The organism is Bradyrhizobium sp. NBAIM03, from assembly GCF_020194055.1.
GTDB lineage: Bacteria > Pseudomonadota > Alphaproteobacteria > Rhizobiales > Xanthobacteraceae > Bradyrhizobium > Bradyrhizobium yuanmingense.
Genome location: NZ_JADYVS010000047.1, coordinates 1 through 22,782 on the forward strand (window position 1 = coordinate 1; position 22,782 = coordinate 22,782).

Genomic DNA, 22,782 nt, shown 5'->3' on the forward strand with positions numbered 1-22,782 from the left:
CCGCCTTCCGGCATCATGGCGGTCGGCGGCTATCGCTTCCTCTCAAACGACCTGCAGGAATGGGCGCGCCGGCTCGGCCAGGGCGCGCTGCTCACGGCGCTGCCCGACCGCCTCCCCGGCCCCGGCTCCGAAGGCGGCTGCTCCCAAGGCAGCTCCCAAGGCTCCGGCGCCCGCAGCATCCCCTCAGGCTCCCCCGCAGCAAGGCGCCCCGCAGCAGGGCGCAGCTCAGCCCGCCGATCAGCAGATCCAGCTGATCTATGCGCCCTGGACCAAGTTCTGCCTCAAGGGCCAGGACGCCAATGCCAAGCAGGTCTGCTTCACCGGCAAGGACGGCCGTATCGAATCGGGCCAGCCGGTCATCGCGGCCGTGATCATCGAGCCGGAAGGCGAGCCCAAGAAGATCCTGCGCGTGACGCTGCCGCTCGGCATGCAGCTCGTGCACGGCACCCGCATCATCGTCGACAGCAACGCGCCGCTGCAGCAGCCCTATGTGATCTGCTTCCAGAACGGCTGCATGTCCGACTACGAGGCCACGCCCGAGCTCATCAACAACATGAAGAAGGGCCAGAATCTCGTTGTCCAGGCGATCAATGCCAACGGCGCGCCGCTGACGCTGCCGCTGCCGCTCGCCGGCGAATTCCAGAAGGCCTATGACGGTCCGCCGACCGATCCGAAGGTGTTCGAGGAAACCCAGAAGAAGCTGCAGGAAGAGCTGCAGAAGAAGGCCGAAGAGCAGCGCAAGAAGCTCGAGCAGCAGGGTGGTGGCGCACCGGGCGCGGCTCCGACCGGTCAGAAGTAATCGGGAGCAAATCCCGGACGTGAAAAAGGCGCTCGGTTCGAGCGCCTTTTTTGCTGGCCGACGATCACGACGATCAGTTCAGCGAGGGATTGCGCGGGCGATAGCCGCCGGCCTTGTCCTTGACGAAGATCTCGGCGACCTGGGAATGCCGGACCGGCTCGCCGGAATCGTCCGGCAACAGGTTCTGCTCCGAGACATAGGCGACGTATTCGGATTCCGCGTTCTCCGCGAGCAGGTGATAGAACGGCTGGTCCTTGTGGGGCCGCACTTCCTCGGGAATCGACAACCACCATTCCTCGGTGTTGTTGAATTCCGGATCGATGTCGAAAATCACCCCCCGGAACGAGAAGATCCGGTGACGAACGACCTGTCCGATCTGGAATTTGGCGGTCCGCGCTTTAATCATCCCCCGTCGATAGACCAGGATTGTGGCCGATGCTAGTGCCCTCAGCTGGAATTAACCTTCGTCTCCGGGGCGGATAGCCCCCAAGCCTTCAGAAAAAACTTCAGCAATGGTCGATATCCTCAATCTGGCGCTGCCTTATTTCGGCTTGATCTTCGTCGGTTTCGCTTGCGGGAAGGTCAAGTCCATCCCGGAATCGGGGCTCGCCTGGATGAACTTCTTCCTGCTCTACGTTTCGCTGCCGGCGCTGCTGTTTGCGATCATGTCGAAGACGCCGTTTTCGGAATTGAATAACCCGCCGTTCCTGGTGGCGACGACGCTCTCGACGGTCGCGGCATTCACGCTGGCGCTGGTGGTCGGCAAGCTATTCGGACGGCTGACGCTGCGCGAAGCGACGCTCGCGGGCCTCTCCGGCGGCTACGGCAATATCGGCTATATGGGCCCGGGCCTCGCACTTGCGGTGCTGGGGCCGAAGGCGGCTGCGCCGACCGCGCTGATCTTCTGCTGCGACAGCATCTTCCTGTTCACGATCGTGCCGCTCTTGATCGAGCTTTCCGACCGCGACCATCCCTCGCTCGTCCATGCTTTCGGCGTCGTGCTGAAGCAGATCGTGCTCAATCCGCTGATCATGTCGGCTTGCTTCGGCGCGGCGGTGGCGGCGCTGCATATCGAGCTGCCGGTCGCGCTCGACCGCACCATCACCTTCCTGCAGAACGCGGCCGCGCCGACCGCGCTGTTCGTGCTCGGCGTGACCGTGGCGCTCCGCCCGTTCGATCGGGTGCCGTGGGAGGTGCCGGGCGTGATCGCGGTCAAGCTGCTGATCCATCCGCTCGCGGCGTTCGCCCTGATGCTGGCGTTCGGCCCGTTCGCGCAGCCCTGGGCCGCCACCGCCGTGCTGATGGCCGCGCTGCCGCCGGCGCTCAACGTGTTCGTCATCGCCCGGCAGAACGATGCCTGGATCGAGTCCGCCTCGGTCGCGGTCCTGCTCGGCACCTTCGCGTCGGTGGTCACGCTGACTAGCGTGATGTGGGCGATCCAGACGGGACGGTTGGCGTTTCCTTGATGGTGATGAGATTGGCTTGATCTCTTCCGCGGGCCGGTGCGCTCCCTCTCCCGCTTGCGGGAGAGGGTCGGGGAGAGGGCTCTCTCCGCGTCGGGATTGTCGAGAGTGCAGAAAAAATCCCGTCGCGGAGAGAGCCCCCACCCGGCGCTTCGCGCCGACCTCCCCCGCAAGCGGGAGAGGTTGCACCGAGCCAGCGGTGAAGTCGTCCAACCTAACGCGCTTCGGAGCTACCTGCGCCAGGTCGGCGTCAGGCCTTCGCGCATGGCGAAGCGCCGGAGCGGGCCGATGGCGCCGAGGAGGTGCATGCCGACGGCGCGGACGGGCTGGAGCGGCAGGAAATCGTTGAGCAAGGAGCGGTTGGCGATGTCGATCGCAAAGGTACGGCTCAAGATGTCCGGACGCCGCGCGCGGTCATAGCGCTTGAGCACATCGTCGGCGCCGGGATCCTGTCCCGCGGCGATGGCCTCGCCCGCGAGCCGGGCAATGTCGGCGGCATCGCGCAGGCCGAGATTGAGGCCCTGGGCGCCGATCGGCGGCACCACATGGGCGGCTTCGCCGACCAGCGCGATACGGTCGCGGCCGAAGCATTTCGGACGCTCGATCGCGAGCGGGAACAGGTTGCGGCCAGGCTCCACATTCATCCGTCCCAGGATCGAATGCGACTGTTTCTCGATCGCCGCCGACAGCGCCTCGTCGCTCAAGCCGCGCAGCCGTTCAGCCTCCGCAGGCGCTGCGACCCAGACGATGCTGGAGCGGTCGCCGGGCAGGGGCACGAACACGCAAGGCCCGTGCGGCGTGTGGAACTCGGTCGAGACGTTGCGATGCGGCCGGGCATGGCTGATGTTGAAGGTCAGCGCAGTCTGGTGCAGCTCGCGCCGCGTCACGGCGATGCCAGCAGCCTCGCGGCACAGCGAGTGCCGGCCGTCGGCGCCGACCACGAGGCGCGCCGAGAGAAACTGTCCGGACGCCGTGCGCAGCGCGACGTCGTCGGCCTCGATGACGACGCTTTCGGCCTCGTCGTCGAAGCGGACGAGATTGGGCAGCTCGGCCGCGCGCGCTTCCAGCGCCAGCATCAGCGAGCGGTTGTCGATGTTGTAGCCAAACGCATCGAGGCCGATTTCGTGACAGGAGAAGCGCACCTCGGGGCTGCGGAACAGCCGGCCGGTGTCGTCGACGAGGCGCATGACTTCCAGCGCAGCCGCCTTGTCCCTGCAGCGCGACCAGACGTCGAGGCCTTCCAATAGATCGATGGAGGCGCCGAGCAATGCGGTGGTGCGATTGTCGGCATAGGGAACGCGACGCGCCACCAGTGCGGTCCGGGCACCCGCCTGCGCCAGTGCGATCGCCGCGGCAAGGCCGGCAGGTCCGCCGCCGATCACGGCCGCGTCATGGAGTGTCGATGCGTCTATCATGGAACGACATTTGACACGCCGGGCGGCAAATTCAAGCCCACCTATATTTCCCTGATTTTATGGCGAATTTTGCGATCGTGCGCCGCAATGGCGGATGTGCAAACCGGTCGCATTCTGATAGCAGAAGCCATGGATACGCAGCAGGATTCCCTGAAGCCGAGACCGGTGATCCGCGCCGCAGCCTTCTCGGTGCACATCTTTACCGCCTTCGGCGCGGCAATCGCGCTCCTGGCGATGCTGGAGGCCGTGCGCGAGCACTGGGCGGCGATGTTTCAATGGCTGGGCGTCGCCCTGATCATCGACGCGATCGACGGGCCGATCGCGCGGCGGCTCGACGTCAAGAACGTGCAGCCGAACTGGTCGGGCGACGTGCTCGATCTCGTGGTCGACTTCTGCACCTATGTCTTCGTGCCGGCCTATGCGATCGTCGCGAGCGGCATGCTGCTGCCGGTAGCGGCTCCCTTGCTCGGCATCGCCATCATCGTCACCAGCGCGTTGTATTTCGCCGACCAGCGCATGAAGGCCGACGACAATCATTTCCGCGGCTTCCCGGCGCTTTGGAATGCGGCCGCGTTCTATCTGTTCCTGCTGCATTGGCCGCCGCTGTGGGCGACGCTGCTGGTCGCCGCGCTGGTCGTGCTGACGTTCGTGCCTTTCCATGTGCTGCACCCTGTCAGGGTGGTGCGGCTGCGCTGGCTGACGATGTCGCTGATCGCGGTCTGGGCGCTGCTCGCCTTCTACACGCTGCAAATGGATTTTCGCGTCGGCACCGGGGTGACCGTCGTGCTCTGCGCCATCGCGCTCTGGATCAGCTTCAGCGATGCCTTGATCCGGTTGGCGAAATCCCTGGCGAGATTATCGGCGTGATGGAGCTGCTGACCAGCCCGGAAGCCTGGGCCGCGCTGCTCACCTTGACGGCGCTCGAGATCGTGCTCGGCATCGACAACGTCATCTTCATCTCGGTGCTCGTCTCGCGCCTTCCCGAGAAACCGGCGCAGCGCGCCCGCCAGATCGGGCTTGCGCTGGCACTGGTCTTTCGCCTCATCCTGCTCAGTCTCCTGGTCTGGCTGATCGGCCTGACCGCTCCGGTGCTCTCGATTCAGGGCTATGCTTTTTCCTGGCGCGATCTCATCCTGATCGGCGGCGGCCTCTTCCTGATCGCCAAGGCCACACATGAGATTCACGGCGAGGTCGAATCCGATCACGACGCGAGCGAGAAGGACTCCACAGGCAGCGCCTTCTTCTGGGTGATCGTCCAGATCGTGATCATCGACATCGTGTTCTCGCTGGACTCGATCATCACTGCGATCGGCATGGCCGAGGACATCAAGATCATGATCGCGGCGGTCGTGATCGCATGCGCGGTCATGTACGTTTCGGCGGGTCCGGTGGCGCGATTCGTCGCGGAGCATCCGACCACCAAGATGCTGGCACTGGCCTTCCTGGTGTTGATCGGCGTCGCGCTGGTTGCGGACGGATTCCACTTCCACATTCCGCGCGGCTACATCTATTTCGCAATAGCGTTCTCGGCGGCGGTGGAGTTCTTCAACGTGCTGGCCAGGCGCAACCGCCGGAAAGCCGCCAAGTAGTCGCGTTGGGTCGTTTCCAGTCGGCGTCGAGTTGACAAGGCGGGCGCGATAGCTTTCGCTCAGCCGCACGAAGAGGAGGTCAGGTGATGACGAAAGCCATCCGTGTGCACAAGGTCGGAGGCCCCGAAGCCCTGGTCTATGAGAGCGTCGACGTGCCGGCGCCCGGGCCCGGCGAGGTGCGCATCCGCCAGCACGCGGTCGGCCTCAACTTCATCGACGTCTATTACCGCACCGGCCTCTACAAGGCGCCGGGGCTGCCCTTCATCGCCGGCAATGAGGCCTCCGGCGAGGTGGTCGCGGTCGGGCCAGGCGTGACGAATTTTCATCCCGGCGACCGCGTCGCCTATTACCACAATCTCGGCGCCTATACCGGCGAGCGCAACATCCCCTGGGAGAAGCTGGTCAAACTGCCCGATCACATCACCTACGAGCAGGGTGCCGTGCTGATGTTGAAGGGGCTGACGGTCTGGTATCTCCTGCACAAGACCTTCAAGGTCGAGCCGCATCATCGCGTGCTGGTCCACGCCGCCGCCGGCGGCATCGGCCTGCTCGCCTGCCAGTGGGCGAGGGCGCTTGGCGCGCATGTCATCGGCACCGTCGGCTCGCGCGAGAAGGCCGAGCTTGCGGAGGCCAATGGCTGCGATCACGTCATCCTCTACAACGAGGAGGATTTCGTTGCGCGCGTGAAGCAGATCAGCCGTAACGAGGGCTGCGACGTCGTCTATGACGGCGTCGGCAAGGCGACGTTCCCGGGCTCGCTGTCCTGCCTGAAGCCGCGCGGCATGTTCGTCTCGTTCGGCAATGCGTCGGGCCCCGTGCCACCGTTCGCGATCGCCGAGCTCAACAATCACGGCTCGCTGTTCGCGACGCGGCCGAAGCTCAACGATTATGTCGGCACGCGCAAGGAACTGCTCGAAGGTGCCGACACCCTGTTCGCCGCGGTCATCAACGGCAAGCTGCACGTGCCGATCAACCACGCCTACGCGCTCAAGGACGCCGCCAAGGCGCATATCGATCTCGAAAGCCGCAAGACCACGGGGGCTTCGATCTTGAAGCCGTAGATGGTGGTCCCGCGAGGAGTCGAACCTCGAACCTCCGCGCCCGCAACGCGGTGCTCTGTCCATTGAGCTACGGAACCCTACCACCTTCGAACTGGCTGTCGTAGGGTGGGGCAAAGGCGTAACGCGCCGTGCCCACCAATTCGCAACGACAGTTTGAATGGTGGGCACGCTTCGCTTTGCCCACCCTACAGCACTACGCGACGCGTCTTGCCGCGCCGGCCTTGGTCAAGATCGCGTCGAGACATTCGATCATCTCGGCGATCTCGCTCCTCGTGACGTTCAGCGCCGGCATGAAGCGCAAGCTGTCGAGCTGTGGGGCATTCAGCAGCACGCCGGCTTCGAACGCCTGTGCGACGATGCCCGGTGCGATCGGCAGCTTGAGGTCGAGCGCGAGCAACAGGCCGCGTCCGCGCACGCCGCCGAGGCCATGCCGGGCCGAAATCTTCTGCAGCTCGCTTTCGAGCAAGAGGCCGGTCTCGGCCACCTGCTTCAGGAAGTCGGGCTTCTTGATCTCCTCAAGCACCGCAAGGCCTGCCGCGCACATGATCGGGTTGCCGTTGAACGTGCCGCCCTGGTCGCCGTGCTCGAAGCATGAGGCGCGTTCGGTCGCGAGCAGGGCTGCGAGCGGCACGCCGCCGCCGATGCCCTTGCCGAGCGTCATGATGTCGGGCGCAATCCCCGTATGCTCATAGTGGAAGAGCTTTCCGGTCCGGCCCATGCCGGTCTGGATTTCGTCGAAAATGAGCAAGAGGCCGTGCGCCTCGGTCAGCGCGCGCAGCTGCTGCAGGAACTGATCGGTCGCAGGCCACACGCCGGATTCGCCCTGGATCGGCTCGAGCATCACGGCGACGGTGTTGGCGTTGATCAGCTTTTCCACCGAGGCGATGTCGTTCAGCTTGGCCTTCTTGAAGCCCGCGACCTTCGGCTCGAACAGCGGCTCGAACGCCTTCTTGCCCGAAGCCGACATCGTCGCCAGCGTCCGGCCGTGGAAGCCGCCTTCGAAGCTGATGATCTCGAACGCGCCGCCTTTGTGCAGGCTGCCGTATTTGCGCGCGAGCTTGATCGCACCCTCGTTGGCTTCCGCGCCCGAATTGGCAAAGAACACCTGGTCGAACGCGCTGTTCTCGACCAGCGCCTGCGCCAGCTTGAGGCTCGGCTCGTTGTAGAAGGCCGGGCTCGGCGTCAGCAGCCGCTTGGCCTGAGCTGCGAGCGCATCGGCGATCGCGGGCGGGGAATGGCCGAGGCAGTTCACGGCCCAGCCCTGCACGAAGTCGAGATAGCGCTTGCGGCTGTCGTCCCAGAGGTAGGAGCCGGCGCCGCGGACGAACACGGTCTTTGGCCGTGCGGTGATGTCCATCAGCGCGTCATACGGATGCGTGGTCATGTCGTACTCCAGGGGTGGAAAAAAAAGGGCGCAAAAAGCAGAAAGGCCGCACCTTGCGGGTGCGGCCTTTCTCGAAAACTAGCTGAATTCAGTGGTTCAGCGGCGTCCTCGGACATGGCGCACCCTCTCGTCGTCGCGGGAGCGACGGCGGAGCATTTCGGTGCGCTGGTTGGTCCGGGCGTTGATCATGGGGCGGGTCCGTACAGCCGAATGGCAGGACTTGTCAAGCAGGCTTTTTTCAAGATGCACGCCGAGCGTGCATCGGTCAGGTCGGGTGGGCGGCTGTGCAGCGTCTGGTTGACGGTGCTCTGGTGGTAGAAGCGGTAATCGTCGAAGCGCTGCGTGCGCAGCATGTCCGAGAGGCGGCTCATCCTCGTTCCTCGCTCGCGTTGAAAACGCGGGCAGAGTTAGGCCGAGTCCGTGACCGCTGCGTGAATGCATTATGGTGTCACATTGCGGAGCGCAGGCCGTCTCGCCGTGTCGCGCCCTGCAGCAACCATCGGGTCGCTGGCGCGTTTGTGATCATGGGATGCGATTTGGTTCGAACCGGCTTCACGTCGGTTCAGACCAAGCAAGACGGGACCAATCAGACCAGTTTTCAGCCTTGTCCGACACGCCTTACCCAATCGACCTCGACAGCATTCGCGGCGCATTTCCGCCCGGGACCGACGCGCCGCCGCTGCTGGTCGATTTCGCCGGCTGGCTCGAGGGGCGTCCCTGGGGCAGCGTCGGCCGCTTCGCCCTGCAAGGCCAGTTCTCCGACTCCGCGCCGATCGTCGACGGCAGTCCCTTGCGCGACAGGTTTTCGCTGTTCATGCGCCTGCCGGACGGCTCGGCCGTCGGCGGCTGGTATGGCGCGGGTCTTGATCGCGACAATCCGCCGATCGTCGGTCTGGGTTCCGAGGGTGATTACGAATTGCTGGCGCCGAGCCTCGATGCGCTGCTGACGAGGCTGACGTCGCAGCAATTCGACAGGGCCTGGAGCGATCTGAAGCCGCATGACGAAGTCGAGCCTCAGACCGTCGAACTTGCGCAATGGCTCGCTGGACAGCCTGTTGGCGAGAAGGCGACGTGTGACGACGGGCCTCCGGAGCTGCCTGATTTCCGCGGCTTCATGGAAAAATGGAGCCGGGACCGCGAGGATTATTGGGCCAACCATCGCATGATGGCCGAACTCGGCTGGCGGCTGGCCGCCCATCTGCCCAAGGGCAAGAATGCCTGGGATAAGACGCGTTTCGAGGTCGCAATCGTCGGCAAGCAATACCAGGCGCGCGTGCTGACGCGCGGACCGCAGCCGTTTGAGGAAGCGGCTTCAATCGAATCCCTGCTGCGCGATCTGCGCGAACAGATGTGGAAGGCTCAGCCTGAGCTCGGGTTATGGTACGCGATGAGGTTCGGACTCTACGCCGACGGCCGCGTCATGCCGAGCTTCGAATACGACGTGCGCCCGACCATCGACGGTGAACCGGCATTGCTCTCCGAGGCGAAAGCCGATCTCGCCCGTGCACCAAGGCCGGAGCGCTGGGTGCCGAAATGGCTGGCGTGATTGTCTCCACACTGTCATTGCGAGCGTAGCGAAGCAATCCAGACTGTTCCCGCGGAGGGATTCTGGATTGCTTCGCTACGCCGCAATGACGGAACGCGGTCAGAACCCCGCGACGCTGCCGTGCAGATCGTATGCGTCGGCGCGCTCGATCTTCGCCGTGACGATCTCGCCGACGCGCAGCGGGCGGCGGCTCGTCAGGTACACCGCGCCGTCGATCTCCGGCGCATCGGCTTTGGAGCGGCCCTTGGCGACGGTCGGGCCGACCTCGTCGATGATGACCTGCTGGCGCGTGCCGACCTTGCGCTTCAGCCGGCGCGCCGAGATCTTCTGCTGCCGGGCCATCAGCGCATTGTAGCGCTCCTGCTTGACCTCTTCAGGGACGGGATTCTCGATTGCGTTCGAGGTGGCGCCGGCGACCGGCTCGTATTTGAAGCAGCCGACGCGGTCGATCTCGGCTTCGTCGAGCCAGTCGAGCAGATAGGCGAAATCGGCATCGGTCTCGCCGGGGAAGCCGACGATGAAGGTCGAGCGCAAGGCGAGATCGGGACATTCCTCGCGCCAGCGCTTGATCCGCGCCAGCGTCTTGTCCTGCGCCGCCGGACGCTTCATCGCCTTCAGCACCTCGGGGCTCGCATGCTGGAACGGGATGTCGAGATAGGGCAGTACCTTGCCCTCGTTCATCAGTGCGATGACCTCGTCGACATGCGGGTAGGGATAGACATATTGCAGCCGGACCCAGGCCCCGAGCTCGCCGAGCTCGCGCGCGAGGTCGAGGAATTTGGCGCGGACCTGGCGGTCCTTCCACGGGCTCTCGGCATATTTGAGATCGACGCCGTAAGCTGAGGTGTCCTGCGAGATCACCAGGAGCTCTTTGACGCCCGCGCCGACGAGGCGCTCGGCCTCGCGCAGCACGTCATCGGCTGGGCGCGAGACGAGGTCGCCGCGCAGCTTCGGAATGATGCAGAAGGTGCAGCGGTTGTTGCAGCCCTCGGAAATCTTCAGATAGGCGTAGTGGCGCGGGGTCAGCTTGATGCCCTGCGGCGGCACCAGGTCGAGATGCGGATTGTGCGCCGGCGGCAGCGCGCGGTGCACGGCGTTCAGCACGCTCTCATATTGCTGGGGGCCGGTGATGGACAGCACGCCCGGATAGGCCTGCTCGATCGCTTCCGGTTCCGCGCCCATGCAGCCGGTCACGATCACCTTGCCGTTCTCGGCCATGGCCTCGCCGATCGCCGAGAGCGATTCCTGCTTGGCGCTGTCGAGGAAGCCACAGGTGTTGACGATGACGATGTCCGCCCCGTCATGCTTGCGGGCGAGCTCATAGCCCTCCGCGCGCAGCCGCGTGATGATGCGCTCGGAATCCACCAAGGCCTTGGGACACCCGAGTGACGTGAATGAAATGCGCGGCGCTCTGTCCATGTAATCGCCTGGAGCCTATCTGAATTGTCTGGATTTGCGATCCAAGTAATTGAACCGATGGCGAAATTCAACAACTAACGTATGCGGCGCGCGGCTAAAGCAGTACGCGCGCGTAGTTGGCGTGATCGGCCAGTCACCAGCGACGGTATTACTGACTGACGGTTCCTGGTCTGGAAGCTCATTCGGATCGAGCGAGTGGAGGATCCGAGGTGAATTGCTCGAACACGCCCGTTTTGGTTGTTATTCGGTTTCTTGCTTGATTTCACGGAGCTTAACCACGATGCGCCGCTTCATCTTCGGCTTGGCTTTCGTTACCGTTTCCTATGGCGCCATGTTTCCGGCCCGCGCTGAAGTCGACAAGATCATCCATGTCTGCGATCGGCAGGAACGATTGTGTCCGGAATTCAGGCCTCGCGTGAAGGCACCCGACGGGTGGACGAGGGATGAGGCCGCGAGTCTCAAATACGGCGCATCGATGTTCGTTCCCAAAGGGAAGACATTCGGTAAAGCAGAAGCAATCATCTATGCCGAAGGCCGCTATAACGAGGACCGCACCGAACTGGTTCAATGGATCGCAACGAGTGATAAGGATTGGGCGACGACATCCGGCGACCATGCCAAGATCACTACGCTTCCCTCGGTCAACCCGAAGGTCATCATCAACCGCTACGACAATCCGTCCTTGAAGGACCAGCCGATCGAAGTCATCGCGCATTACGCCGACCGCGACAAGGACGGCAATTCCTACGTCGTGCGGCTAGCGGTCTCCGGCCGCACTGAGGCGGCAGTGCTGGTCGCCATGCCACTTCTCGACAAGATGATCGTTGGCGCGAAGATTCCGTGAGAGCATGAGTTCTGCTTCGCAGCTGAAGGCTGCGCGAGCGTTTTCTTGCGGGAGGGCGGCATGGAGAGTTTACATTCGTCGTGTCAGGGACACCCGAGCGACCCGAAGCTGACCTTGGGCGCAGCCGTCTGATCCATATCTAATCTGCCTGATTGACCGGCCTGAGCTAGTCCCAATTGCCCATAATTACAACCCTTTGCAGGGCGATCCGGCGTGCTATGGATGAATCAGCTGCCGTGAGTGAGCCATGAGCGCCGAACAGTCGCCCAAAATCGTGATCGTCGACGAAAGCCCGATCCGGGCCGCGATCCTGGAGGAGGGATTGCGCGAGGCCGGGTTTACCCAAGTCGTCCATATCAGCGAGATGCAGAGCCTGCTGGCCCGTATTTATGCGGCGGACCCCGACATCATCGTGATCGATCTCGAAAACCCCAGCCGCGACGTGCTGGAGGCGATGTTCCAGGTCAGCCGCGCGGTGAAGCGGCCGGTCGCCATGTTCGTCGACCAGAGCGATTCAGCCTCGATCCAGGCCTCGGTCGAGGCGGGGGTGTCGGCCTATATCGTCGACGGGCTGAAGAAGGAGCGCATCAAGCCGATCCTCGACCTTTGCGTGTCCCGTTTCAACGCCTTCGCCAAGCTCCAGGAGGAACTGGAGCGCACCAAGTCGCAGCTCGAGGACCGCAAGATCATCGAGCGCGCCAAGGGCATTCTGATGAAGGTGAAGGGCCTGACCGAGGACGAGGCCTATGTGCTGCTGCGCTCCACCGCGATGCGCGAGAAGAAGAAAATCGGCGAGATCGCACAGTCGATCATCACCGCGTCGGAGATGCTGAAATGACCGTTCCCCTCCGCATCGGGTTCATTCCGCTGGTCGATGCCGCCGCGCTGATCGTCGCGGTCGACAAGGGCTTTGCCGCCGCCGAGGGGCTCGAGGTCGAGCTGGTGCGCGAGGTCTCCTGGTCCAACGTCCGCGACAAGCTCAATATCGGCCTGTTCGATGCCGCGCATCTGCTCGCGCCGGTGGCGATCGCGTCCTCGCTCGGCCTCGGTCACGTCAAGGTGCCGATCGCCGCGGCCTTCAATCTCGGCATCAACGGCAATGCCATCACGGTGTCGCCGGCGCTCCATGCCGCGCTGATGGAGGAGATCGACGGCGATCGCTTCGACCCGATGGCGACGGCGAAAGCGCTGGCGAAGGTGGTTGCCAAGCGCCGCACGGCAGGGGCCGAGCCGCTCACCTTCGGCATGACCTTCCCGTTCTCCACCCACAATTATCAATTGCGGTTCTGGATGGCGGCGGCGGGCGTCGATCCCGACGAGGACGTGCGCCTCGTGGTGCTGCCGCCGCCCTATATGGTCGACAGCCTCAAGAACGGCCATGTCGATGCGTTCTGCGTCGGTGCCCCCTGGAACTCGATCGCGGTCGATCTCGGCATCGGCCATATCCTGCATTTCGTCGCCGACATTCTGGTCCGTGCGGCGGAGAAGGTGCTGGCGGTCCGCCAGACCTTTGCCGACAAGAACCCGGACGTGGTCGCAGCCCTGGTGCGGGCAGCCGTGAAAGCCGCCGAGTTCATCGAGCATCCCGAGAACCGGACCGAGGCGGCGCAGATCCTGGCCCAACCCGAACGGATCGGCGTCGACGCCGAGGTCATCCAACGCACCCTCACCGGGCGCCTGAAGATTTCGCCCGATGGCACCTTCCGCGAAAGCGGCCGCTACCTGCTGGTCGGACGCGAAGGGGCAGGGCGGCCCGATCCGGTCCAGGCCGCCTGGCTCTATGCGCAGATGGTGCGCTGGGGCCAGACGGCGCTCACCCCTGACGGGGTCAAGACGGCGATGGCGGTGTTCAGGCCCGATCTCTACGACGCGGCGCTCGGCAACAGGGCGCCGTTTGAGGCTCCCGCAGCGTTCGGCGCCTTTGCCGGTCCGGCCTTCGACCCCGCCGATATCCGCGGGCATCTCGAGGCCTTCGGGGTCGGGCGCTGGAAGGCCTGATTCGCGGTTGCTTCGCTTTTGAGCATCTAAGATCCTTGGCTAATGTTTGAGCTGGCTGCTCGTATTTCGGGAGAGTTCCCAAGCCGGCAGTTTCCGGGTCCCATCCTAATTATCTGAAACTTCATTGGTTTTTATTTCGATCAAGCTGGCACGCAACTTGAATGTTGCGCTGCGGCCAGCTTGTCATAGGTGCCTGCTGAGCCAAGTCCCGCAGCAACGAAGCTGATCGGACCGTGAGTGACGAAGCCGGCTTCTGAGCCAGCCTGACGTTCCTCGCGGGTCGCGCAATCCGTCGAAGCCACCGAAGGTGGCCGCAGGAGCTTCGTTACCGACCATGAAAATCGATTCGCTCTCAGTCGACTTTACCGACGAGCAGAAACGCTATCTCGAAGGCTTCACGACCGGCCTGCAGATCAGCCGCGTCGGCCGCGGCCTTGGTGGTGGCGGCAGCAGCAAGGCGAATGCCGAGCCTGTGGGTCCCGATGCCGTGCACATCAAGGCGCAGGACAAGGTGATCGCGTCGGGCAAGAAGCTCGCCGATCAGGAGAAGTTCAAGCGCGACGAGCACCCCTTCGACGCCTACCCGCGGCTGCGCCAGCAGGCGCTCGACAACACCCCGCTGAGCCCGGCGGACAATTTCCGCTGGCGCTATTACGGCATCTTCTATGTCGCGCCGACGCAGGACTCCTACATGTGCCGCCTGCGCATCCCGAACGGCATCATGAAGCATTGGCAGCTGTCGGGCCTTGCCGATCTCGCCGACGAGCTCTGCGGCCCCTACAGCCACGTGACGACGCGCGCCAATCTCCAGCTGCGCGAGATCCCGCCGAAGCACGCGATCAGAATGATCGAGGGCATCCAGGAGCTCGGCCTGTGCTCGCGCGGCTCCGGCGCCGACAACATCCGCAACGTGACGGGAACGCCGACCGCCGGCATCGATCCGCAGGAAATCATCGACACGCGGCCCTATGCCCGCGAGTGGCACTACCACATCCTCAACGACCGCTCGCTCTACGGTTTGCCGCGCAAGTTCAACGTCGCCTTCGACGGCGCCGGCCGGATCGCGGTGCTTGAAGAGACCAACGACATCGCCTTCACGGCCTATGAGGTAAAGGACGGTTTCGGCGTCGAGCCCGGCGTCTGGTTCCGGCTCGGCCTCGGCGGCATCACCGGTCACAAAGACTTTGCGAAATATTCCGGCATCATCGTCAAGCCGGAGCAGGCGACCGCCGTCGCCGACGCCATCGTGCGCGTGTTCATCGAGCATGGCGACCGCACCAACCGCAACAAGGCACGGCTTAAATACGTGCTCGACGCAATGGGCCATGACGGCTTCCTCAAGCTGGTCGAGGAGCGGTTGAAGACGCCGTTCACGCGCGTGCCGGAAGAGGCGTTCGCGCCGCGGGCCGCGGCGGACCGCATGGCGCATATCGGCGTGCACAAGCAGAAGCAGGACGGCCTCAACTGGATCGGCGTATCGCTGACACTCGGCAAGCTCACCTCCGATCAGATGCGGGGCCTCGCCAAGGTGGCGCAAGATCTCGGTGACGGCGAGATCCGGCTCACGGTCTGGCAGAACCTGTTGATCTCGGGCGTGCGCGACGCGAATGTCGAGCTCGCCATTGCCGCGATCAAGCAGATCGGGCTCGCGGTCGAGGCCTCGCACATCCGCGCCGGCCTGATCGCCTGCACCGGCAATGCCGGCTGCCGCTTCGCGGCGTCCAATACCAAGCGCAATGCCGCGGAGATCGGTGACTGGTGCGAGCCGCGCGTCGCGATGGACAAGCCGGTGAACATCCACCTGACCGGCTGCCATCATTCCTGCGCGCAGCATTACATCAGCGACATCGGACTGATCGGCGCGCGCGTGCCGATCAATGAGGAGGACACCGTCGAGGGCTATCACCTCTTCACCGGCGGCGGGTTCGGCCCCGACGCCGATGTCGGGCAGGAGGTCTATCACGACCTCAAGGCCGAGGACGCACCGAAGACGGTCGAGGCGCTGCTCAAGGCCTATCTCGCCAATCGCGCCTCGCCCGACGAAACCTTCCTCTCGTTCGCGCGCCGCCATGACGGCGAAACGCTGCGCAAGCTTGCCGATGCACAGGTGTCCGCATGAACCAGATCACGCCTCCGCCGAAACTCGATATCATCCCCGCCAGCGCGCCATTCTCCGACGCGCAACGCTCCTGGCTGAACGGCTTCTTTGCCGGACTGCTCTCGCCTGATGTCGCAACGCCGCTGTCGGCAGAGCAGGGCGCCGCCGTCATGCAGGCCGGTGACGGCGACGACGGCGAAGCGCCGTGGCACGACCAGACCATGCCGATCGCCGAGCGAATGAAGCTTGCCGAAGGCCGTCCCTTGCGCCGCAAGATGATGGCGGCGATGGCACAGCAGGATTGCGGCCAGTGCGGCTACAATTGCCACGATTATTCGGAAGCGATCGCGAGCCGCAGCGAAGCGCGGCTCAATCTGTGCGTCCCCGGCGGCAAGGAAACCGCGCGGATGCTGAAATCGCTGTACGAGGAGCTCGACAAGGCGCCCGCGGCCAAGACCACCGACAAGAGCACTGACAAGGCCGGCGCTCCGGCACCGGCTGTGACCGTGACGATCGCAGAGCCCGGCCGCTCGCGCGACAATCCGATCCAGGCGACCTTCCTGTCGCGCCGTCTTCTCAACAAGGGCAAGTCGGAGAAGGAGACCTATCACATCGAGTTCGATCTCTCCGAGGGCAAGCTCGACTATGTCGTTGGTGACAGTTTTGGCGTCTTCCCGCGCAACGACGTCGGCCTCGTCGACCAGGTCATCGCGCTGCTCGGCGCCTCCCACACGACCAAAGTCAACGGCAAGACGCTGCGCGAGGTGCTGATCGACGACGTCTCGCTGTCGCCGGCGCCCGACACTCTGTTCGAGCTGATCTCCTTCATCACCGGCGGCGCGCAGCGCGAGAAGGCGCGGGCGCTGGCGCAGGGAGAGGATCCCGATGGCGATGCCGCGACGCTCGACGTGATGGCGGCACTGCAGAAGTTTTCCGGCACGCGGCCGCATCCCGAGGCCTTCGTCGAGGCGCTGGAGCCGCTGCAGCCGCGGCTCTACTCGATCTCGTCCTCGCACAATGCGACGCCGGGAAAGCTGTCACTGACGGTGGACTCGGTGCGCTACGTCATCGGCAAGCGCAGGCGGCTCGGCGTCGCCTCGACCTTCCTCGGCGAGCGGATCAACGAAGGCGAGAAGCTCAAGGTCTATGTGCAGAAGGCGCACAATTTCGGCCTGCCGCAAGATCCGAAGACGCCGATTATCATGGTCGGTCCGGGCACCGGCATCGCGCCGTTCCGCGCCTTCCTGTTCGACCGCAAGGCGACCGGCGCGCCCGGCAAGAACTGGCTGTTCTTCGGCCATCAGCGCAGCGATTGCGATTTCTTCTATCAGGACGAGCTCAACGCCATGAAGACCTCAGGGCTTCTGACGCGCCTGTCGCTGGCCTGGTCGCGCGACGGCGAGAAGAAGTTTTACGTGCAGGACCGCATGCGCGAGGTTGGCCGCGAATTGTGGACCTGGCTCGCCGAGGGCGCGCATCTCTACATCTGCGGCGATGCCAAGCGCATGGCCAAGGACGTCGAGCGCGCGCTGGTCGACATCGTCGCGCAGTTCGGGGCACGTTCGACCGATGAAGCCGTCAGCTTCGTCGCCGAGCTCAAGAAGACTGGCCGCTTCCAGGCTGACGTGTACTAGTCGGACGACTCCTCTCGGGGTTGGGCGTCATCCGATTGTCATCCGTTCCGGTTCCAACTGGCTTGGATTCTAACGAATAAGATTCTCGGAACCTGCTGGTGAAGAGAATTTGCATCTGCGATGGGGGGCCTCCAGAGAACCCTCATCGCTTTTTCCGCCACCGTCTTGCCTCCCGCCCTGGTTGTTCCTTCATACTCCCGCAAATGGGGCGTTGGAGATCGACCATGCGCGAACTATCGGCGGAAGCCAGGCTGCACTTCTACGCGCGCTCGCTCTCGCGCCGGACCGGGGCGAGCATGCATCACGTTGCGATGTACAGCGCGTTTGCGGTGATCGCGGCGATCGTGTTCGGGACGCTGTCGGTGCACCCGTTTTGATGTGTCTGCGTAGGGTGGGTTAGCCGAAGGCGTAACCCACCACTTGTATGGCTGCAGCAGAAGAGGTGGCTTACGCTTCGCTAATCCACCCTACGACACCGAACCCTGCTCACGCCCCGCGCTTGAACGGCGCCACATCGATCCCCGCAGCTTTCAACGCCTGCCGCACGCCGCGCGCGATCTCGACCGCGCCCGGCGTATCGCCGTGGATGCAGACCGTATCCGTGCGCATCTTGATGACCTTGCCCGTGACCGACACCACCGCGCCGTCCTGCACCATGCGTACCACGCGCTCGGCGATCGCCTTGGCGTCGTGCAGCACCGCGCCGGGCTTCTTGCGCGAGACGAGGTTGCCGTCATCCTCATAGGCGCGGTCGGCGAACACCTCGTGCACCATCGGCAGGTTGGCGTCTTCGCCGGCCTTCACCAGCTTCGAATTGGCGAGCACGACGAAGATCAGGCTGGGATCCACCGCCTTGATGCCGGCGGCGATCGCCTTCGCCGTCATGTCGTCCTCGCAGGCGACGTTGGAGAGCGCGCCGTGCGCCTTCACATGGGTGACCTTGTAGCCGGCCGCAATCGCGATCGCCTGCAACGCGCCGATCTGATAGGCGACGAGGTTCTCGATCTCGGAGGCCTTGAGCCCTGCGATCGGATGCCGGCCGAAGCCGTGCAGGTCGCGATAGCCGGGATGCGCGCCGACCGAGACGCCGCGCGCCTTCGCAAGCTCCACCGTCCGGCGCATGATGTCGGGGTCGCCGGCATGGAAGCCGCAGGCGACGTTGACCGAGCTTGCCAGCTCGATCATCGCGGCGTCGTTGCCCATCTCCCACGCGCCAAAACCTTCGCCGAGGTCGCAATTCAGATCGACTGTCTTCATGGGTTGCTCTCCGCCTCTGGTCTTGTTGTCGCTTACGGCTCCGCCGTGACCTGCCACGTCCCGGAATCGACCGCGCTGACCGCATAGCCCGCTACGTTAGCATCGCTGAGCGCCTCGATGTTGAGGGCGACGATATCGGAGGAGCGCAGACGATCGGGCAGGCTGCGGATCGCTTGCGCGAACTTGCGCGCCTCGTCCTGCGCTTCGGCCATGCTGACCGCCTTGAAGCGGAACGCGGTTCCTGCCGAGGTCTGGGCGAGGCGGCCGATATCGGCCGTGATCACGGTTGCGATCTTCGGATAGCCGCCGGAGGTGCCGCGATCCATCATCAGCGCGATCGGCGCGCCGTTGCCGGGCACCTGGATGCTGCCGTTGACCGTGCCGTCGGAGACGATGTTGTGGCCGTGCAGATGCTTGATCGCGGGGCCCTCGAGGCGGTAGCCCATGCGGTCGGAGGTCGCCGAGATTTTCCATTCGCTGTCCAAGAACAGCGCCTTGTTGGCGTCGTCGAACTCGTCGTCCTGAGGACCCAGCAGCACGCGGATCGGGCCGCTCGCCGGCTTCGGCAGCTCGATGCGCAGCTCCGGTGCGCCGCTGGCGGCATCGACCGTGAACTCGTCACCGGCCTGGAGCGGGCGCGGGTAGGGGCTGCCGAGGCCGGCGCGGGCGTTCACAGCAAGACTGCCGAACACTGCCTCGCCCTTGATGGCGCCTTCGATCGCGAGATAGGTGAAGGCGCCGCCGCGGGCAAAGCCGAGCGTCAGCGTCTCGCCATCCTTGAGCGTCACCGAGGTGTCCATCGCGACCGGGCTGCCGGCGATGTCCGCATTGCGCGGCGCGCCCGATATCGCCACGCGCACGGCGCCGTCGCGGGCGGTGAAGGAGGCACCGAACGGGCCGATCTCGATGGCGGCCGCGAACGGCTCGTTGCCGACCAGCGTGTTCGCCGCCGCAAGCGACAGCCGGTCCATCGCTCCGCTCACGGTCAAGCCGTAGCGCTGCGCGCCGTGGCGGCCGCCGTCCTGGACCGAGCTGGCAGGGCCGATGCTGGCAACGACGAGCCGGCTCATGCGTCCACCTGCTCGGCGACGATCTCGCCGGCTTCCGCAGCGCGGTCCATGTCCTCGAATGTCTTGTGGTCGATCGGGTAGAACGTGACGCGGTCACCGGGCTCGGTGAGGAACGTCGGATTGCGGTGGAGCTGATAGGTTCGCACCGGGGTGCGGCCGAGCAGATGCCAGCCGCTCGGGGCGGCCAGGCACTGGATGCCGGCCTGGACGCCGCCGATCGAGATCGTGCCTGATGGCGTCAGCAGCCGTGGCGATTGCCGCCGCGACATGTGCAGGAATTTGTCGAGACCGCTGAGATAGGACCAGCCCGGCGTGAAGCCGATCATGGCGACTTTATAGTCGCCGCGCGAATGCCTGACGACGATGTCATCCGGCGTGGTGCCCAACGTCTTGGCGACGTCCTCGAGGTCGATGCCGTGCTCGCCACCATAGGCGACGGGAACGCGCCAGCGGCGCGCTTTGGTGACCGGCGGCAGCGGCCGGGTGGCGATCGGGAGGATCTTTTCGCCGAGCGCCTCAAAGCCGATCTCGCCGGGATCGTAATGGACCAGCAGCGAGCGATAGGTCGGCACGGTCTCGGTGATGCCGTCGATGGGCGCAGCTAGCAGCGCCTTGTCGAGCGCCAACACGCGCTGGTTGGCATCGTCGTCGATGGTGCGGCTGAACTCGACCGTGACGGCACTGTCGCCGCTGGGCAGAAGGCGGGGCGGGGGAAGCGTCGCGGCCATTGAGCTGTCAGAGCGCTGTCGTAATCGGGCTTCTCGGGAATGCGGGCTCGACCTTGAGTTCCGCTTGTCCCTGCTTCGCGTAAATGTGCCCGCAAGTCCAATAAATTAATGCAAGGGGAAGCGATAAAGCCTTGTTATCGCATCGCATAACGGCGCTGCGGCCCTGCGTAATTGCTAGCCTCTTGGCCCTTGACGCAAAGCTCGCGGCTCGCAAGATGCGCGCGTTCTGTCCCGCACCTTGGAGCTCGTTCTCGTCCATGTCGCTGTCCCCCGAAGCCCGCAAGACCCTCGCCGGCATCACCACCGCCACCATCACCACGGTCCTGCTGAAGAAGGGCCTGCGCAATGTGTGGATGCGCGGCGCGCGTCCGTTGCGGCCGGGCCTGCCGCGGCTGGTGGGACCGGCCTTCACGCTGCGCTTCGTGCCGGCGCGCGAGGATCTGGCGACGCCGGAATCCTGGTCGTCGCCGATCTCGACCCGCACCGCGATCGAGGCGATGCCGGAGGGCTGCATCGCCGTGGTCGATGCCATGGGCATCACCGATGCCGGCATCTTCGGCGACATCCTTTGCGCGCGCATGGTCAAGCGCGGCGTCACCGCGCTTGTCACCGACGGCGTGGTGCGTGACGTCGAGGGCGTGCTTGGCACCAATTTGCCGGTTTGGTGCGACGGCTATGCCGCGCCGCCGTCGGTTGCAGGCCTCACTTTCGTCGGCTGGGGCGAACCGATCGGCTGCGGCGGCGTTGCCGTCTTCCCGAACGACATCGTGGTCGCCGACCAGGACGGCTGCGTGCTGATCCCGCAGGCGATGCTCGATCATGTCCTCAATGAGGGCGTCGAGCAGGAGCGGATGGAAGCCTGGATCGTCAACGAGGTGAACAACGGCGCGGTGCTGCCGGGCCTCTATCCCATGAACGCCGAAACCAAGGCGCGCTACGCCGCCAGCAAGAAGTAACGGACAAAGGAACGAGGACCCTCATGGACATCACGCTCGCCGGCACGCGGCCGACCCGCCGCGCGCCGAAGGAACACTTCACCGGCACCGTGTGGCAGGACCCCATCAACATGGCGCCGGCGCCTGCACGGCTGAACGTCTCGCGCGTCGCATTCGAGCCGGGCGCGCGCACCAACTGGCACCACCATCCGCTCGGGCAGACGCTCTACGTGATCTCGGGCGTCGGCCGCGTTCAGACCAAGGGCGGCCCGGTCCAGGAAATCCGTCCCGGCGACACCGTCTGGATTCCGCCGGGTGAAGTGCACTGGCACGGCGCATCGCCGACCAACGGCATGTGCCACATCGCCATGCAGGAAGCGCTCGACGGCGTCTACTCGACCTGGCTGGAGCCGGTCACCGACGCGGAGTATGGCGCGGCGGTGGGCTGACTCTCGTGTCCCGGACAAGACGCATCGTCCAAGGCGATGCGTCGCCGATCCGGGACCCAGATCTTCGACCCACTGAGAGCACTGGGTCCCGGCTCTGCGCGGCAACGCTTCGCGCTGCCGCTTGTCCGGGACACGGCACCTAAATCTTCTCCGCGGTCCACGTGCCCGTGCACATGGCGCCGCGCCAGGTGCCGGAGCCGGACGCGCCGCTGAGCCGGCCGAAGCCAACGGCACGCTTGATGCCGGTGCTCAGGGTGACCTTGATGTTGCCGGCATCGGCGACGCGCCCCGACGCCGTCACCGCGGCGCTGCTCGAGGCGATCTGGCCATTATTGATGCCGATGGAGACCGTCGCGCCGTTGCCGCAGGCCTGGCTTGATGAAGCAATGCGGACGTTCCACGCGCCATCGAACGTGCTTGTCGCAGCGTCGGCCTGCGCGAGCGGGACAGCGATGACGACGGCGGTGGAGAATAGAGCCTTGCGAAACACGTTCATGACACGCCCCTGTGGTTGACCATGCGGGGGACCGTGACACGCGTGCGGAACCGGCGATGTGAGGGCTGTCACGTGCGCTGAAGGCTGTGTGAGCCTGCGCACGCCGGCACGCCAGGGCGCAAAAGCAAAGGACCCGCATCGCGAGCCCCTTGTCTGAGTAAGAACGATCAGGTGGATCTCAGTTCACCCGCGTCCAGGTCTGGCCGCCGCAGAACATGCCGCCGAAGGCGCAGCCCTGCACCCGCAGCCGGTCGGTGCCCTTCATGGCGATCGTCGAATCGTAGGTCGAGCCCGAGTTGGGATCGAGGATGCGGCCCGACCATTTCTGGTCCTTGCCCGCCTTCATGTTGATCAGCACCTGCTCGCCGTTCTGGTTCGACTTGCTGTCGACCGAATAGCCGCAGAGGTTGGTGCCGCATTGCTCGATGCGGACCTTGCCTTCCTTCTCCTCGGTGAGCCAGACGCCGACCGGCGAATTGAGGTCGCGCGTCGGCGCAGTTGCAGGTGCAGGCGGCGCTGCGGCCGCCTGAACGCGCGCGGGAGCAGGCGCAGGTGGCGGAGGCGGGGCCGGCGGAGCCGCAGCCACGGCCGGGGCGG

At 64.8% G+C, this 22,782-nt stretch carries 24 protein-coding genes and 1 tRNA gene; 14 read left to right on the forward strand and 11 right to left on the reverse strand.

Going from position 1 to position 22,782, the window contains the following annotated elements:
* The first annotated feature begins 31 nt into the window (after window positions 1-31).
* Entirely contained in the window at window positions 32-799 is a 768-nt protein-coding gene (locus tag I6F21_RS36245) for an invasion associated locus B family protein (protein ID WP_225184248.1), read from the forward strand.
* Between the two features lie 73 nt (window positions 800-872).
* Here the strand turns inward: I6F21_RS36245 and hspQ are convergent, their stop codons facing one another.
* Complete coding sequence (gene hspQ / locus I6F21_RS36250; RefSeq protein WP_024341905.1) at window positions 873-1,205, reverse strand: heat shock protein HspQ; 333 nt, start codon at window positions 1,203-1,205, stop codon at window positions 873-875.
* A 106-nt stretch (window positions 1,206-1,311) separates the two neighbouring features.
* Between hspQ and I6F21_RS36255 the strand changes: the two genes are divergently transcribed.
* Window positions 1,312-2,265, forward strand: a complete 954-nt coding sequence (locus I6F21_RS36255) for an AEC family transporter (protein ID WP_036012489.1) — start codon at window positions 1,312-1,314, stop codon at window positions 2,263-2,265.
* A 227-nt stretch (window positions 2,266-2,492) separates the two neighbouring features.
* Here the strand turns inward: I6F21_RS36255 and I6F21_RS36260 are convergent, their stop codons facing one another.
* Window positions 2,493-3,677 (reverse strand): UbiH/UbiF family hydroxylase, encoded by a 1,185-nt coding sequence (locus I6F21_RS36260; RefSeq protein ID WP_225143716.1) that lies wholly within the window; start codon window positions 3,675-3,677, stop codon window positions 2,493-2,495.
* 129 nt (window positions 3,678-3,806) lie between these two features.
* Between I6F21_RS36260 and pcsA the strand changes: the two genes are divergently transcribed.
* The 3 genes from pcsA (at window position 3,807) to I6F21_RS36275 (ending at window position 6,327) form a co-directional block, all read left to right on the forward strand.
* A complete protein-coding gene (pcsA, locus tag I6F21_RS36265; RefSeq protein ID WP_225131997.1) occupies window positions 3,807-4,544 on the forward strand; it encodes a phosphatidylcholine synthase in 738 nt (245 codons plus the stop codon).
* The gene (locus I6F21_RS36270; RefSeq protein WP_036012482.1) at window positions 4,541-5,266 is read left to right on the forward strand and encodes a TerC family protein; all 726 of its coding nucleotides are present in this window, start codon (window positions 4,541-4,543) and stop codon (window positions 5,264-5,266) included. Before pcsA ends, I6F21_RS36270 begins: the two co-directional genes overlap by 4 nt.
* Window positions 5,267-5,352: 86 nt before the next feature.
* Window positions 5,353-6,327 (forward strand): quinone oxidoreductase, encoded by a 975-nt coding sequence (locus I6F21_RS36275; RefSeq protein WP_036012480.1) that lies wholly within the window; start codon window positions 5,353-5,355, stop codon window positions 6,325-6,327.
* 1 nt (window position 6,328) lies between these two features.
* Here I6F21_RS36275 and I6F21_RS36280 read toward each other — a convergent pair.
* The 3 genes from I6F21_RS36280 to I6F21_RS36290 all read right to left on the reverse strand — a co-directional run bounded on the left by I6F21_RS36280 (window position 6,329) and on the right by I6F21_RS36290 (window position 8,082).
* Window positions 6,329-6,404: transfer RNA gene (locus I6F21_RS36280), tRNA-Arg, on the reverse strand.
* A gap of 116 nt (window positions 6,405-6,520) precedes the next feature.
* Window positions 6,521-7,711, reverse strand: a complete 1,191-nt coding sequence (locus I6F21_RS36285; RefSeq protein WP_225143714.1) for an acetylornithine transaminase — start codon at window positions 7,709-7,711, stop codon at window positions 6,521-6,523.
* A gap of 185 nt (window positions 7,712-7,896) precedes the next feature.
* The gene (locus I6F21_RS36290) at window positions 7,897-8,082 is read right to left on the reverse strand and encodes a hypothetical protein (protein WP_225143713.1); all 186 of its coding nucleotides are present in this window, start codon (window positions 8,080-8,082) and stop codon (window positions 7,897-7,899) included.
* 233 nt (window positions 8,083-8,315) lie between these two features.
* Between I6F21_RS36290 and I6F21_RS36295 the strand changes: the two genes are divergently transcribed.
* Window positions 8,316-9,257 (forward strand): hypothetical protein, encoded by a 942-nt coding sequence (locus I6F21_RS36295; protein ID WP_036012471.1) that lies wholly within the window; start codon window positions 8,316-8,318, stop codon window positions 9,255-9,257.
* Window positions 9,258-9,356: 99 nt separating this feature from the next.
* On the opposite strand, the gene rimO is transcribed toward I6F21_RS36295, so the two are convergent.
* Window positions 9,357-10,676: a 30S ribosomal protein S12 methylthiotransferase RimO gene (gene rimO / locus I6F21_RS36300; RefSeq protein ID WP_036012469.1), complete on the reverse strand. Its 1,320-nt coding sequence runs from the start codon at window positions 10,674-10,676 to the stop codon at window positions 9,357-9,359.
* 280 nt (window positions 10,677-10,956) lie between these two features.
* Between rimO and I6F21_RS36305 the strand changes: the two genes are divergently transcribed.
* The 6 genes from I6F21_RS36305 (at window position 10,957) to I6F21_RS36330 (ending at window position 17,627) form a co-directional block, all read left to right on the forward strand.
* Window positions 10,957-11,520 carry a hypothetical protein gene (locus I6F21_RS36305; protein ID WP_036012466.1) on the forward strand — a complete coding sequence of 188 codons (564 nt, stop codon included), beginning with the start codon at window positions 10,957-10,959 and terminating at the stop codon, window positions 11,518-11,520.
* Between the two features lie 247 nt (window positions 11,521-11,767).
* Complete coding sequence (locus tag I6F21_RS36310) at window positions 11,768-12,358, forward strand: ANTAR domain-containing protein (protein ID WP_036012463.1); 591 nt, start codon at window positions 11,768-11,770, stop codon at window positions 12,356-12,358.
* Window positions 12,355-13,518 carry a CmpA/NrtA family ABC transporter substrate-binding protein gene (locus I6F21_RS36315; RefSeq protein ID WP_225143712.1) on the forward strand — a complete coding sequence of 388 codons (1,164 nt, stop codon included), beginning with the start codon at window positions 12,355-12,357 and terminating at the stop codon, window positions 13,516-13,518. Before I6F21_RS36310 ends, I6F21_RS36315 begins: the two co-directional genes overlap by 4 nt.
* A 334-nt stretch (window positions 13,519-13,852) precedes the next feature.
* The gene (locus I6F21_RS36320; protein WP_225143711.1) at window positions 13,853-15,637 is read left to right on the forward strand and encodes a NirA family protein; all 1,785 of its coding nucleotides are present in this window, start codon (window positions 13,853-13,855) and stop codon (window positions 15,635-15,637) included.
* Complete coding sequence (locus tag I6F21_RS36325; protein WP_225143710.1) at window positions 15,634-17,250, forward strand: sulfite reductase subunit alpha; 1,617 nt, start codon at window positions 15,634-15,636, stop codon at window positions 17,248-17,250. The genes I6F21_RS36320 and I6F21_RS36325 overlap by 4 nt, the downstream gene beginning before the upstream one ends.
* Before the next feature lie 224 nt (window positions 17,251-17,474).
* The gene (locus I6F21_RS36330; RefSeq protein WP_036028094.1) at window positions 17,475-17,627 is read left to right on the forward strand and encodes a hypothetical protein; all 153 of its coding nucleotides are present in this window, start codon (window positions 17,475-17,477) and stop codon (window positions 17,625-17,627) included.
* A 109-nt stretch (window positions 17,628-17,736) separates the two neighbouring features.
* On the opposite strand, the gene I6F21_RS36335 is transcribed toward I6F21_RS36330, so the two are convergent.
* From I6F21_RS36335 to pxpB, 3 genes are read right to left on the reverse strand one after another with little or no spacing between them, the layout of a single operon-like run.
* Window positions 17,737-18,507 carry a 5-oxoprolinase subunit PxpA gene (locus I6F21_RS36335; RefSeq protein ID WP_225143709.1) on the reverse strand — a complete coding sequence of 257 codons (771 nt, stop codon included), beginning with the start codon at window positions 18,505-18,507 and terminating at the stop codon, window positions 17,737-17,739.
* 32 nt (window positions 18,508-18,539) lie between these two features.
* Entirely contained in the window at window positions 18,540-19,577 is a 1,038-nt protein-coding gene (locus I6F21_RS36340; RefSeq protein WP_225143708.1) for a biotin-dependent carboxyltransferase family protein, read from the reverse strand.
* Window positions 19,574-20,305: a 5-oxoprolinase subunit PxpB gene (gene pxpB / locus I6F21_RS36345; protein WP_225131385.1), complete on the reverse strand. Its 732-nt coding sequence runs from the start codon at window positions 20,303-20,305 to the stop codon at window positions 19,574-19,576. The genes I6F21_RS36340 and pxpB overlap by 4 nt, the downstream gene beginning before the upstream one ends.
* A gap of 257 nt (window positions 20,306-20,562) precedes the next feature.
* Between pxpB and I6F21_RS36350 the strand changes: the two genes are divergently transcribed.
* Together I6F21_RS36350 and I6F21_RS36355 are read left to right on the forward strand one after the other, a co-directional pair.
* A complete protein-coding gene (locus I6F21_RS36350; RefSeq protein WP_036012452.1) occupies window positions 20,563-21,261 on the forward strand; it encodes a ribonuclease activity regulator RraA in 699 nt (232 codons plus the stop codon).
* Window positions 21,262-21,284: 23 nt separating this feature from the next.
* Window positions 21,285-21,689, forward strand: coding sequence for a cupin domain-containing protein (locus I6F21_RS36355; protein ID WP_036012436.1), 405 nt, complete (start codon window positions 21,285-21,287; stop codon window positions 21,687-21,689).
* Window positions 21,690-21,828: 139 nt separating this feature from the next.
* On the opposite strand, the gene I6F21_RS36360 is transcribed toward I6F21_RS36355, so the two are convergent.
* Together I6F21_RS36360 and I6F21_RS36365 are read right to left on the reverse strand one after the other, a co-directional pair.
* Window positions 21,829-22,185 carry a hypothetical protein gene (locus I6F21_RS36360; RefSeq protein WP_225115000.1) on the reverse strand — a complete coding sequence of 119 codons (357 nt, stop codon included), beginning with the start codon at window positions 22,183-22,185 and terminating at the stop codon, window positions 21,829-21,831.
* 178 nt (window positions 22,186-22,363) lie between these two features.
* Window positions 22,364-22,782: DUF2147 domain-containing protein (locus tag I6F21_RS36365; protein ID WP_225184247.1), on the reverse strand; the 419-nt coding region annotated here is incomplete at its 5' end.